This is a genomic window from Bifidobacterium colobi, from assembly GCF_018555455.1.
GTDB classification, from domain to species: Bacteria; Actinomycetota; Actinomycetes; order Actinomycetales; family Bifidobacteriaceae; genus Bifidobacterium; species Bifidobacterium colobi.
Genome location: NZ_JAFEJU010000004.1, coordinates 105,333 through 117,657, shown reverse-complemented (window position 1 = coordinate 117,657; position 12,325 = coordinate 105,333). Strand labels below are relative to the sequence as shown.

Sequence of the window (12,325 nt, the reverse complement as noted above, 5' to 3'; positions counted from 1 at the left end):
CTCCTTACTGCTGGATACGGCGGAACGCCTCTTTCACATCTTCGGTGGATGGATTGTCAAGATGCACTACGTGGCCAATGGAATCGAGCACCACAAAACGCAACTCATTGCCACGCGCCTTCTTATCACGGTGCATAAGAGCCAGCACATCTTCAAAGGAGCCGCCATTCCACGAAATCGGTAGTCCCAAGGAAGAAAGCAGCGAACGATGATAATCCACCACATCGCGATCGATGAGCCCCATGATATTGGCGAGCTCTGCGGCGTATACCATGCCCACAGCCACCGCATTGCCATGGCGCCAACGGAAATGCTCCAGCTTTTCGATGGCGTGTCCCAAGGTGTGACCGTAGTTGAGGAATTCGCGTAAGCCTTTTTCCTTCAGATCGGAGGATACATGGTAGGCCTTGACTCGAACCGTGCGTTCAATCAGCTCAGCCACGACCTCTTCCAACGGCGAGCCCAGGAATGTTTGGCCGTCGAAGTGCTTCAATTCGCTCGCATGTTCTTCAAGAATATGGAGAATCTCGGTGTCACGAATGAAACCGGACTTCGCGACTTCGCCCAAACCTTCGATGAAAATGTCATTGGGCAGCGAAGACAGCGTGGTCACATCCGCCAGAACACCGGCCGGCGTGTAGAACGATCCGACAAGGTTCTTACCCTGCGGCGTATTGATGCCGGTTTTACCACCGGTGGATGCGTCAACCATGGCAAGCAGTGAGGTCGGGCAATTCACATAGCGGATACCACGCATCCATGTTGCCGCCACAAAACCAGCCAAATCGGTTGCCGCGCCACCACCGAGACCGACCACGGCATCCGATCGGGTGAATCCTTCATTGCCGAGTCTCTCCCAGATACCGTTAGCCACGGTGATGGTCTTGCCCGGTTCGGCATCCGGAATCACGATATCCGATACGTCGTAGCCACCTTGGCGGAGCAATGCACGCGCGCGATCGGAGTGACGCTGCACCGGCTGAGTATGAATAAGGGCGATTTTCCGCGGTTTGGTGCCAAGTACATCGACCAAGCGATTCATTGAACCTTCGCCAATGGCCACAACATATGGTTCGATGGCTGCGCCATCCACATGAACGATTCGCTGAGATACCATATCTATCACTTTCTTGGCGGCACCTTGAGGGGTGAGTCCGCGCGTATGCACATGGACGTTGGATACTTCATGGAATACCGGGTCACGCTGTTTATACAGCTTCTTCCACCGTGCATTGGCGTCACCGTTGAGCATCGGCCTACCACCGCCCCGGTTTGCGCGTTCCATAGCCTCCTGCGGATCAGCGTCAAGATAGACGACCTTACCGCCTCGGTCGATGTACGCGGCCAATTCGCGTTGTGTGGAAGGTGTCATCGGCGCTCCCCCGCCGAGGGAGAAAATGCCGTCGAAATCTTCGAGGAAATCGGCAATCACATCCGCTTCCACTTCGCGGAAAGCAGGTTCACCATACTGTTCAAAGTATGCGGGAATCTTCATGCCGACTTCACGTTCGATTTCAGCGTCCGCATCGGCGAATGGAAGGTGCAGCATATGTGCCACTTCTTTGCCGACTCGTGTTTTGCCGGCACCCATCATGCCGAGAATCACTGCATAGGGATGTGCTGCCATAGCTTTACGTCCCGCCAATCAGCGCATGTGCTCAGGCCAGGATGCCAGGTAGGCCTCAAGATTGCGATGCGTTTCCTCAACGCTATCGCCACCGAACTTATCCAGAGCATACTGGGCAAGCGTCAGGCGAACCATGGCTTCGGCAACTACCGCGGCAGCCGGAACTGCGGTGCTGTCGGAACGCTGATTGATGGCTTTTGCCGCCTCGCCGGTCAGCACATCGACCGTGCGCAATGCTTTCGGAATGGATGGGATCGGCTTCATGGCACCGCGTACGCGGATCACCTGCCCATTGGACATGCCGCCTTCGATGCCGCCGGCACGGTTGGACAGGCGATCGATGCGGCCATCAGCATTGACCACGATTTCGTCATGCGCTTCGGATCCCGGACGGGCGGCCTCGAGGAAACCGTCGCCGATTTCCACACCCTTGAACGCCTGAATGCCCATAATGGCGCTGGCCAATGCAGCGTCAAGCCTACGATCGGATTCCACGTAAGTACCAATGCCAGCCGGCACGCCATATGCCAGCACTTCTACCACGCCGCCCAGCGTATCGGCTGCTTTCTTTGCTTCATCGATGCGCTCGATAATGCGCTGCTCGGCTTCCTTGTCCAAAGTGCGTACGGGTGATGCGTCAAGGGCGTCCACGTCATCCGGCGTAGGCAGTGGCAAATCAGGGTTCGTGGCCACACCACCGAGCGCCACTACATGAGACACCGTGCGAATGCCAAATGCCTGCTCCAGGAACTGACGAGCCACTTCACCAAGCGCCACGCGGGATGCGGTTTCACGAGCACTGGAACGCTCCAGCACCGGACGGGCATCATCAAAACCATATTTGCGCATACCGGTCAAATCGGCGTGGCCCGGGCGAGGACGGCTCAACGGCGCATTGCGGCCTTCACGCGGCAGTTCGTGGTCGAGTGCATCCGCGCTCATCACCTCGGTCCACTTGGGCCATTCGGTGTTGGCGATTTCAATGGCAACCGGCGAGCCAAGGGTCAGTCCATGGCGAACGCCGGTGAGCAAACGCACCTGATCCTGTTCGAACTTCATGCGGGCGCCGCGACCGTATCCCAGACGACGACGCGCCAAAGCACCGACGATATCGCTTGTACTGATCCGGACGCCAGCCGGCAGCCCTTCAATCATGGCCACCAAGGCCTCTCCGTGAGACTCCCCCGCCGTCTGCCAGCGCAACATAGCCATTTCCTCTCATGCCTAATGGTCAATAACTAGGGGATAATGGTAAGTCATGCCATACCTGTTCACTCTTCCCGGTCTGCTATGTGAGCTTGCACTGTCCATCGAAGACATGCGAATGAGGCGAGTTCCCCTGCCTTGGGTCGGTGTGGGCGCTCTACTGCAACTGATTGCCGTGTTCGTCTATGGCGTGATCACCAATGATTTATTCGTACTGGTGCAGGCACTGCTGTTTACGCTGCTCTGCTGCCTGATTCAGCTGGCTTTGGCACTGATTGTGCCACGCTCTTTGGGGTTCGGTGATGTGACCGCACTGATTCCCGCGGGACTTGCAGTCGGCATGTTTGGACTTTCCACTGTGGTGCTCTGGTGGCTGGCCATGGGCGTTTGTGGTCTCCTATGGATCTGGTGCGGGACTCGTTTATTCAAACAGTCAGACACTGACGGCGATGGCAAAGTGCCCTATGTGCCGGTGATTTTTATTGCGGCAATAATCGCTCTGGCTTTGAATTGGATTCTGTAAGATCCGCAGCCAGTATCATCGCATGCACATGTATCTGCTGCATATATGCATGCAACTGAGAAACTATGACACTATGCAAAAGCGCCTTCCTTACGAGGAAGGCGCTTTTGTTCGAGTATCACTGGCGAATCACTGATTGTTCGCCTGCCACTGACGCAGCTCGGCGACGTTCTTATCATGTTCTTCCGCGGTAGTGGCGAACTTGGTTTCACCGGTATCAAGATTCACCGTGCAGAAGTACAACCAATCGCCGCTCTCCGGGTTCAACGCCGCTTCAATGGCGTTGTCACCGGGATTGCTGATCGGTGTAGGCGGCAATCCTTTATTCACATACGTGTTGTATGGATTGGAATCGTCCTGAATCATCGCGGTGGTGACATCGCCCGGCTTCACATTATTGCCGTAGGCCACGGTGGAATCCATGCCCAGTGCCATGTCCTGATCAAGTCGGTTTTCGATTACACGCGTCACCTTGCCGTAGTAGTCGGCCTTGTTGACCTCGGCTTCGGCAATGGACGCAATAATCATGATCTTTTCGCGATCGGCACCGGTCGGCACTCCCAGATCATCCAGCTTGGCGATTCGCTTATCGACCATGGCCTTCATAATGTCCGATGCACTACCCATGCCCTTGACATTGTAGGTGCCGGGTTCCAGCCAACCTTCGAAGCTACCGTTCGCTTCCGCCGGGAGTATGCCATCGCCCTTGTTGTTGATGATGGTATCGAACTCGCTTTGCGCAATGCCGGATAGCGAGACAGCGTCGCTGATAACGGCACTGACGCGTTCACCTGGCCTGACTTCAAGGAATCCGGCAGCTTTGGAACTATCGGAAAGCACCGTCAGCACATCGCTTGCAGCCATATGCTTTTTCAGGGTAAAGGTGCCGGGATACAGTTTCGCATCATTGGCCCCGACCACACTGGTGAATGCGGCAGCGGATTTGATGACATCGGCCTTCACCAACGCATCCGCGACTTCAACGGCACCTTGGCCTTCCTTGACGGTGAAGGTCACTTCGCCGTAGCCAGGCCCCGGATAATCCGCGACTGCCGCGCTCTCCTGATTACGGCTGTCACGAATCTCATGCAGCTTGCGCACACCGAAAAACCCGCCACCGACGACCAATGCAATCACCGCAATAATGACGATGAGCATGCCGAATCGTTTCTGCTTGCGCGCTTTGCGACGCTTGCGCATCTCCCTGCGAGATTTAGGTGGACGCGGCGGCTCACTGCCACCGTTCAAAGATCCGGTCCCCTGCTCGACCCAATGCGTGTTTTCGTCAAAGAAATCATGAATATCGTCTGACATGAACCCGTACCTCATTGTTTCCCGGCACGGTCGAGTGCCGTTTGCAAAATCACCACTGCCGACTGCTGATCGACCAGAGGCCTGTGCTTATTCGAGGATTTGTTCGCCTCGAACAGCTGGCGATGGGCACTGACCGTAGTCAACCGCTCGTCTACCAATGATACCTGTATGTTGCAATGTTCCGCTAATGCATCATTGTCCGTCTGCGCTTCGTCCTGAATCTGCTGCAGACGCTTGCGCAGATTGTCAGCCCACCGTTTCGCTTTTTTAGCGCTTTTGCCTTCGGTGCCGTCCATCTGCAAGGGAAGACCCACAACCACATGGGTCACATGCTCGTCTTCAATCACGTCGAGCACATCGTCGATAGCAAAGAAATAGTCCCCGGCAACATAGATATCGCCTGCCGGGTGAGCAAAGGTAAGCTCGGGATCGGACAGTGCCAGTCCGATCCGAGCATTACCCAAATCAACGCCTAACCACACCACAGGCGTCAGGCCTTCTGTGCCTCGTGCGTCAGAGCTTCGAGCGCTTCATCGATCTTGGATGCGTCAGCACCGCCGCCCTGGGCGAAGTCTGGCTTACCGCCGCCGCCACCGCCGAGGATCTTGGATGCGCCGCGCACCAAATCACCGGCCTTGATGCCGGCCTTGCGGGCGGCCTCATTGGTGGCCACGGCCACCATAGGCTTGTCATCCTCGTTCACACCGGCGAGAGCCACGATGGCCGGAGCATCCTCGCCAAGCTGACCGCGGATATCCAACACAGTCTTGCGCAGCGCGTCGAAGGTGCCGAAGTGGCCAACGTTCTTGACCGCGGCCTTGACCGGAGCGTCGGATGCCTTTGCATCGGCGACGAGTGCCGGTACGGCAGCAGCCAACTGGCCTTCGTACATGGCGGCCAAACGACGGTCGGATTCCTTGAGCTTGGCGAGCAGCGTGTTGATTCGCTCGGCAAGCTCGTCCGGACGGGCGTTGAGCTTATCGGAAAGCTGGGAAACCAGTGCATGTTCACGAGCGTTGAAGTCGTAAGCGCCCTGACCGACCACGGCATCCACACGACGCACGCCCTGGCCAATGGAAGCTTCGGAAAGGATGTTCACCATACCGATCTTGCCGACGTGGTCAACGTGAGTACCACCGCACAGCTCGCGGCTCCAACCGTCTTCACCGATGGAGACCACGCGCACGATGTCGCCGTACTTCTCGCCGAACAGGTGCATGGCACCGAGGGCGATGGCGTCATCGAACTTCATTTCCTTGGTGGTCACGGCAAGGTTGTCACGCAGCTTGTCGTTCACGCGCTCCTCGACTGCGGAGATCACGGACTTCGCCGGGGCCTTGGACCACTGGAAGTCGAAGCGCAGACGGTTCGGAGCATCCTCGGAACCACGCTGGGTGGCCTGCGGGCCAAGCTCCTCGCGCAGTGCCTTGTGCACCATGTGGGTGGCGGTGTGGGAACGGGCGATGGCGCCACGACGGTTCAGATCGATGTTGGCGTTCACCTCGGCGCCGACCACCAGGGTGCCTTCGGTCAGGCGGCACTGGTGGACGATGAGGTCCTTGATGGGCTTCTGCACATCGTCGACTTCGAGCACGGCGCCATCATCGGAGAGAATCTCACCCTGATCGGCAAGCTGGCCGCCGGCCTCCGCATAGAACGGGGTACGGTCGAGGATGACCTCGATGTTGGCCGGGCCGGTCACGGCGGGCACGGAGCCCTTGCCCTCCTGCATAATGCCAATCACCTTGGCACGAGCGGACATGTCGGTGTAGCCGAGGAAGTCAATCGGCTTGGCCAGCGTCTTCTTGAAGTCGTCGTAGACGGACAGGTCCACGTTGTGACGCTTCTTCAGCGCATCGGCGCGGGCGCGGGACTTCTGTTCGGCCATCAGTTCGCGGAACTTGGCCTCATCGACCTTCACACCCTGCTCGGCGGCCATTTCAAGGGTCAGCTCGATCGGGAAGCCGTAGGTGTCGTGCAGCTTGAACGCATCCTCACCGGTCACAGTCGGCTCGGAGGAGTCGTGCTTGGCCTTGTTCACGGCCACGTCAAGAATGGTGGTACCAGTTTCCAGCGTGCGGCGGAAAGCGTCTTCCTCACCATATGCGGACTCGGACACCTCATGGAAGGTGTCGTTGAGCTCCGGGTAGCTGGCTTCCATGGCAGTCTTGGAGGTCGGGAACAGAGTGGGCAGCACCGGATCGGTCACACCGAGCATACGCATGGAGCGCACGGTACGACGCAGCAGGCGGCGCAACACGTAGCCACGGCCGACGTTGGAAGGACGCACGCCGTCGGACATGATCATCAGCGCGGAACGCACGTGGTCGGCCACCACACGGAAGCGTACATCGGCTTCCTCGTTTTCGCCGTACTTCAGGCCGGACAGCTGCTCGGCGGCGGCAATAACCGGGAAGACCTCATCGGTCTCGTAGATGTTGTTCTTGCCCTGCAGCAGGTAGGCAAGACGTTCCAGACCAGCACCGGTATCGATGTTCTTGTTCTCAAGTTCGCCAACGATATGCAGGTCGGTCTTGGACTTGACGTTATCGACCTCATAGTTCTCGAACACGAGATCCCAGATTTCGATGTAACGGTTTTCGTCGGCGATCGGGCCGCCTTCCTTACCGAATTCCGGACCGCGATCAACGTAGATTTCGGAGCACGGGCCGCCAGGGCCGGGGCCACCGGTGGTCCAGAAGTTGTCTTCCATACCCATCTTCTGGATATGCTCGGGGTCCACGCCTTCGTTGATCCACAGGGAACGGGCCTCGTCATCGTCGGTGAAGGTGGTCATCCACAGCTTCTCGGGGTCGAAACCGTAACCGCCCTGATCCTGCGGGGTGGTCAGCAGCTCCCATGCATAGTGGATAGCCTCCTCCTTGAAGTAGTCGCCGAAGGAGAAGTTGCCAAGCATCTGGAAGAAGGTGCCGTGACGCGTGGTCTTGCCGACCTCGTCGATGTCAAGGGTACGCACGCACTTCTGGTTGGAGGCCATACGATGCTTCGGCGGGGTCTGCTCACCCATCAGGTATGGGATGAACGGCACCATGCCTGCGATGGTGAACAGCGTGGTGGGATTCGGGGAGATCAGCGACGCCGAAGGCACGACGAGGTGGTCATGCTTGGCGAAGTAATCGAGGTATCGCTTTGCGATTTCCGCAGTGCGCATGTCGGGATGTACTCCTTGTTTGATTTTGGGCGTAATAACGCCTTGGCATTAAATTGGAAAGACTTGATTAATCCGTGCAGTACGTGGTACTGACCGCGGTTTGAGGATTCTCGGCGATTGAGGTAAACCCCTCAGTCGGCTTGCACGTTGTATCTATTGTTGAGCTCAGCCTCACGGGCTCGACGGGTCTCGTTGAATTCCTTGACCAGGCCTTCAAGCGTTCTCATCGGCACGTTGGACTGATCTGGCCCCAGCAAAAACTGGCGGGCAGCATCAGGCGTGTTGGCTTTCACATACGCCTGCGCTTTAGTAACGGTCACGATGCCGATGCCCACACCGACTGCGACCCAGAAGATGCGTTTGAACATCACTCCCCCTTCTGAGCGTTGTCACCAGCGTTCTTGGCGATGAAGGACTGGGCGGTGGACTTCAGCGCGTAGATGGCGGATGCAATCTTGATGACGGGCTTGCCCAGGAAGGAGCCATACAAATCGGTCAGTGCGCCAACATTATTGGCTGTGGTGGATGCTGCAGCGGAAATACGGTTGACGTCCTCAAGGGACTTGTTCACCTGTTGTACGGTGGTCACACTCTCATCCAACGCTGGAATGGCATGTTCGCCTGATTCCTTAACCGTCAGCGCAATCTGGTCGAACATCCTGCCGAGCCTAATCAGCGGATAGATCATGAAACCGGCCAATACTGCGAACGCGATGGCCGCAATCAGGCCAGCGATCTCTCCGACTCCCATTTGTTGCCTCCTTGAGGTCACATATACTCGCACAAGAGTAGCACTTGCGCTCTATTTCCCATAGGAAATGATGGTTACGGCCTCATTGAACGGCTTATCGGTATCGAAATCGATCACCGTCACGGAACCGTTTGCGGGGCGTTCACTCAAATCAAGATCAGGGCCACCGAACCGGTGAGCCAAGCTGAGCAACGTATTGCCGTGGGAAATCTGCAGTATATCGTCGCCGTCGTGTAGATCGGGATTACTGGCGATGAGCCTGAACGCGCCTTCCACACGTGTCCAATATTCCTGATCGGATTCCGCATCGTGAAACGGGTCGGCTTCTTTGAGGAAGTCGCGCGATGCGCCAAGACCGAATCGTTCCACGATCTCGTTATAGGTTTTTGCGCCATGTGGCGCACCGGCGGCATACCATGCCATGGCCATGTCAAGGCCTTCGTAGTAACCGTAGAACTGTTCGCGGAAATGCATGTCCGCAACCAATGCTGGACGCGGATTGCCGGCAGCTTCGTTGATGTCAAGAATCGTTTCCGCGGTTTGTTGGGCTCGAGTGGTGTCCGAACAATAGGCTGCAGCGAACGTCAGGTTTTTGAGCTTTTCCCCCGCTTTGGCAGCGTCGGCGATGCCTGACTCGGTCAACGGCGAGTTGGACCAGCCTTGCAGGCGATTGTATCGGTTGAAATAGGTTTGTCCGTGGCGAACCAGATGCAAATGAAGAATCATAGCGTCTATGCTACGCCCATTGGACTCCAGAACGCAGGAACCCCGCGCAGTTGTGCGCGGGGTTCGAGCGGTATGTCCTGGATTGTTTTGACCAGAGGGGCCCGGATCAGCGGGCGTAGTATTCGACCACGTACTGGATGTTGACCTGCACCGGGATCTCTTCGACCTCAGGCTTACGGGTCACAGTGGCCTTCAGGGAGGCAAGGTTCACGTCGAGGTAACCAGGAACCGCCGGCAGCACATCGCGGTGCACGCCTTCAGCGGCGATCTGGAACGGAACCATGGTCTGGCTCTTAGCCTTGACCTGAATGGTCTGGCCGGGCTTGACGCGGTAGGACGGGCGGTCCACAACGTTGCCGTCAACGAGGATGTGACGGTGCACCACGAACTGGCGAGCCTGAGCGGTGGTGCGGGCAAAGCCGGCACGCAGCACCAGGTTGTCAAGACGGGTTTCGAGGTCGACCAGCATAGCGTTACCGGTCTGGCCTGCGGTACGGGTGGCCTTCTCGTAAGCGGCGCGAAGCTGCTTCTCGGAGACGCCGTACTGAGCGCGCAGACGCTGCTTTTCGCGCATACGCACCGCGTAATCGGATTCGGTGCGGCGACGGTCACGGCCGTGCTCGCCAGGAGCGTACGGACGCTTTTCGAAGATGCGCTGAGCCTTAGGGGTCAGTGCGATGCCGAGGGCGCGGGAAAGGCGCACCTGACGGCGAGAACGCTGAACGTTCGTCATTTGGATTAATCCTTCTGTCGTTATTTGAACGGAACGCGCGACTTCACTACTGACGCCGCACGCTGAGTCGGGCCTCTCCAACGCTTCGTCGTGATTGCTCACGAATGGCTGCACTCATACGAACACATCCACCGACCCGTTGATGGGCTATGACTCCAGACGGCATCTGCCGTACAGCAGACACCAGCAGGCAATGATACACCTATACCTTGGACAGCACTCCAGCATCCATGCGATATACCGTGTCCGCCCATGCGAGAGCATCAGGATCATGAGTGACCATAAGAATCGCCATGCCATTGTCGGCTTGAGCCCTGAGCAGACGCATCACAATATCAGTACTCTCTTGGTCAAGATCGCCGGTCGGCTCATCAGCAATCAGCAATTTCGGCTGATTCATCAACGCACGAGCGATGGATACGCGCCTCATCTCTCCTCCGGACAGCTCGCGCGGGTAACTATCCGCCAGATCAGCGATGCCAAGCTGGTTCAGCAGGTCTTGTGCACGAGAAATCAGCGCACGCCTCTGACCGGCCTGAATATTCTGCGCATCCGCTGACTTGGCGCCGGAATCATCGGCAAAGGGGACAATGGTGTCCGGCAGGCTGGAATCAGCCGCCAACGCCTCACCATCGGATAATGACTGACCTTCTTCGGAAACCTCGTCCTCACCATCGCAGGCAAACGGCAAAGGATCGGGGAACATTGTGGCCGGCAATATCACATTGTCCAGCACCGTCAGGTTACCCAACAGAGTATGACCTTGGGTCACGAAACCGAGAGTGCGGTTCCTGAGCCTGGAAAGCTCATTGTCCGAGAGAGCGGCCACATTGCGATCATCGACGGTCACTGATCCTGAAGTAGGGCGAATCAGTCCAGCGACCATATTAATCAATGTGCTTTTACCATTGCCGGATCGGCCAACGACTGCAATAAATTCGCCTTCATCAACAATAAGATTCACATGATCTACGGCGTTGAACGGCTTGCCACGGCGAATGAACTGACGGGTCACTTCGCAAAGCACAAGCAAATGGGAAGTACTTGCCATGTCAGTCCCCTTCCCGCAAGGTGAGATATGCTTCCGGCTTGCTTAACCGCCACATAGTCAGCATCGATCCAGCAATGCCGATGACAGTGGAGCAAACAAGAGTCACTACCGCACACCCAATAATCGCGATGGGTCCAGCTTGAAGATACGGCAGTTGCAGTTGCGTACCGATGAGCGAGCTGAATGGGAAAATCATCAAGCTGGCCAGCCCGACTCCGACAACGCCACCGGATGCCCCAATCATTATCGATTCCTTCACGATAATCGCATTCAACATGCCGCGAGTGGCACCCATGATACGCAACGATGCAAATTCACGTTTGCGTTCGTTCACCGACGAGGTGAAAACCGCAAGCAGCACAATCACACCCATCGCCCAAATAGCAGACACAAACGCTGCAAGATAGGAGACCAGTGCGTTCAGCGAGTTTTTCGTAGTGGCAGTGATACCGCCTGGATACACATAGCCCAAATCGGAAAAACGGGAATCAAGATGTTTGATGTTGTCAGCCACCGTCTGCGCATCATATCCCTGCTTCACTTTGATGAGTACGGTCGAAACAGCTTTATCGGCATTCTTGGCGAACGCACTGTTTTTGGTCATCTTCGATGAAACAGACACCATCTGAGGCACAGTGGCTGTATTGATGAACACCGAATTGTCGAGATTGGTACCGGTGTTGGCAAGCTGAGCGACGACTGGCCAATCACGTCCATACAGTTCAATAGTGCCGTCAACAGACACATTCACGTTGGCTCCGGCAATCATCTGTCCGTCTTGAAGTGTGCCATCAAATTGGGAAGCAATCCAAGGCTCAATAACGAAGTCGGAATCGGGATCGAATCCGATAATCTGCAGTTTTTCATCGCAGCAAGCAGCAGCCAGTGATGATATGTAGGTCTGCTCGCTGGCTTGTTCGATGCCATCGGCGCTCTTGATTGTGTCCGCAATATCGGTAGTGAAATAAAACGTGCTTGGACTGCCGTTGGTTAGTAAAGCTTCCGCTTGCTGCGCGGTGTTCTGCGGCACGACCATAAGATCGGCGCCAAGGCGCTGTTCCATGCTGGTCATGCCTGTATTGAGGTTCATCGTCAGCATGGTTCCGCCAAAGAACGTCAGCGACAGGACAGTGACAATGGTGAGCAATGCTGCCGTGCGCAATGGCTTACGCTTGAGATTCTCATATGGCAGTCCACGTAATGTGATTACGGAATGCATGGT

Annotated in this window: 12 protein-coding genes; 1 reads left to right on the top strand and 11 read right to left on the bottom strand. The window is 56.6% G+C overall.

What is annotated here, in order from left to right:
* Nucleotides 1-4 precede the first annotated feature (4 nt).
* Together JS530_RS06835 and aroC are read right to left on the bottom strand one after the other, a co-directional pair.
* Nucleotides 5-1,627, bottom strand: coding sequence for a bifunctional shikimate kinase/3-dehydroquinate synthase (locus JS530_RS06835; RefSeq protein ID WP_214376443.1), 1,623 nt, complete (start codon nt 1,625-1,627; stop codon nt 5-7).
* 18 nt (nt 1,628-1,645) lie between these two features.
* Nucleotides 1,646-2,833, bottom strand: coding sequence for a chorismate synthase (aroC, locus tag JS530_RS06830; RefSeq protein WP_214376442.1), 1,188 nt, complete (start codon nt 2,831-2,833; stop codon nt 1,646-1,648).
* Between the two features lie 52 nt (nt 2,834-2,885).
* On the opposite strand from aroC, the gene JS530_RS06825 reads away from it, so the two are divergent.
* Entirely contained in the window at nt 2,886-3,356 is a 471-nt protein-coding gene (locus JS530_RS06825) for a peptidase A24 (RefSeq protein ID WP_214376441.1), read from the top strand.
* A gap of 129 nt (nt 3,357-3,485) precedes the next feature.
* Here JS530_RS06825 and mltG read toward each other — a convergent pair whose 3' ends face one another.
* The 9 genes from mltG to JS530_RS06780 form a co-directional block, all read right to left on the bottom strand.
* Entirely contained in the window at nt 3,486-4,670 is a 1,185-nt protein-coding gene (gene mltG / locus JS530_RS06820) for an endolytic transglycosylase MltG (RefSeq protein WP_214376440.1), read from the bottom strand.
* An 11-nt stretch (nt 4,671-4,681) separates the two neighbouring features.
* Complete coding sequence (ruvX, locus tag JS530_RS06815) at nt 4,682-5,155, bottom strand: Holliday junction resolvase RuvX (protein ID WP_214376439.1); 474 nt, start codon at nt 5,153-5,155, stop codon at nt 4,682-4,684.
* Nucleotides 5,156-5,160: 5 nt separating this feature from the next.
* Nucleotides 5,161-7,842 (bottom strand): alanine--tRNA ligase, encoded by a 2,682-nt coding sequence (gene alaS / locus JS530_RS06810; protein WP_214376438.1) that lies wholly within the window; start codon nt 7,840-7,842, stop codon nt 5,161-5,163.
* A gap of 131 nt (nt 7,843-7,973) precedes the next feature.
* A complete protein-coding gene (locus JS530_RS06805; RefSeq protein WP_214376437.1) occupies nt 7,974-8,210 on the bottom strand; it encodes a hypothetical protein in 237 nt (78 codons plus the stop codon).
* Nucleotides 8,210-8,593, bottom strand: a complete 384-nt coding sequence (locus tag JS530_RS06800; RefSeq protein WP_214376436.1) for a DUF948 domain-containing protein — start codon at nt 8,591-8,593, stop codon at nt 8,210-8,212. The genes JS530_RS06805 and JS530_RS06800 overlap by 1 nt, the downstream gene beginning before the upstream one ends.
* Nucleotides 8,594-8,644: 51 nt before the next feature.
* Nucleotides 8,645-9,319, bottom strand: a complete 675-nt coding sequence (locus JS530_RS06795; protein ID WP_214376435.1) for a histidine phosphatase family protein — start codon at nt 9,317-9,319, stop codon at nt 8,645-8,647.
* Nucleotides 9,320-9,425: 106 nt separating this feature from the next.
* The gene (rpsD, locus tag JS530_RS06790; protein ID WP_214376434.1) at nt 9,426-10,052 is read right to left on the bottom strand and encodes a 30S ribosomal protein S4; all 627 of its coding nucleotides are present in this window, start codon (nt 10,050-10,052) and stop codon (nt 9,426-9,428) included.
* A 202-nt stretch (nt 10,053-10,254) separates the two neighbouring features.
* Nucleotides 10,255-11,103: an ABC transporter ATP-binding protein gene (locus tag JS530_RS06785; protein ID WP_214376433.1), complete on the bottom strand. Its 849-nt coding sequence runs from the start codon at nt 11,101-11,103 to the stop codon at nt 10,255-10,257.
* A 1-nt stretch (nt 11,104) separates the two neighbouring features.
* Complete coding sequence (locus JS530_RS06780; protein WP_214376432.1) at nt 11,105-12,322, bottom strand: ABC transporter permease; 1,218 nt, start codon at nt 12,320-12,322, stop codon at nt 11,105-11,107.
* Between the last annotated feature and the right edge of the window lie 3 nt (nt 12,323-12,325).

Bases quoted from the DNA above. Each gene is read 5' to 3' on its own strand.
- alaS (WP_214376438.1), bottom strand. From the start codon at position 7,842: ATGCGCACTGCGGAAATCGCAAAGCGATACCTCGATTACTTCGCCAAG.
- JS530_RS06835 (WP_214376443.1), bottom strand. From the start codon at position 1,627: ATGGCAGCACATCCCTATGCAGTGATTCTCGGCATGATGGGTGCCGGC.
- JS530_RS06780 (WP_214376432.1), bottom strand. From the start codon at position 12,322: ATGCATTCCGTAATCACATTACGTGGACTGCCATATGAGAATCTCAAG.
- JS530_RS06785 (WP_214376433.1), bottom strand. From the start codon at position 11,103: ATGGCAAGTACTTCCCATTTGCTTGTGCTTTGCGAAGTGACCCGTCAG.
- JS530_RS06800 (WP_214376436.1), bottom strand. From the start codon at position 8,593: ATGGGAGTCGGAGAGATCGCTGGCCTGATTGCGGCCATCGCGTTCGCA.
- JS530_RS06805 (WP_214376437.1), bottom strand. From the start codon at position 8,210: ATGTTCAAACGCATCTTCTGGGTCGCAGTCGGTGTGGGCATCGGCATC.
- aroC (WP_214376442.1), bottom strand. From the start codon at position 2,833: ATGTTGCGCTGGCAGACGGCGGGGGAGTCTCACGGAGAGGCCTTGGTG.
- JS530_RS06825 (WP_214376441.1), top strand. From the start codon at position 2,886: ATGCCATACCTGTTCACTCTTCCCGGTCTGCTATGTGAGCTTGCACTG.
- mltG (WP_214376440.1), bottom strand. From the start codon at position 4,670: ATGTCAGACGATATTCATGATTTCTTTGACGAAAACACGCATTGGGTC.
- JS530_RS06795 (WP_214376435.1), bottom strand. From the start codon at position 9,319: ATGATTCTTCATTTGCATCTGGTTCGCCACGGACAAACCTATTTCAAC.
- rpsD (WP_214376434.1), bottom strand. From the start codon at position 10,052: ATGACGAACGTTCAGCGTTCTCGCCGTCAGGTGCGCCTTTCCCGCGCC.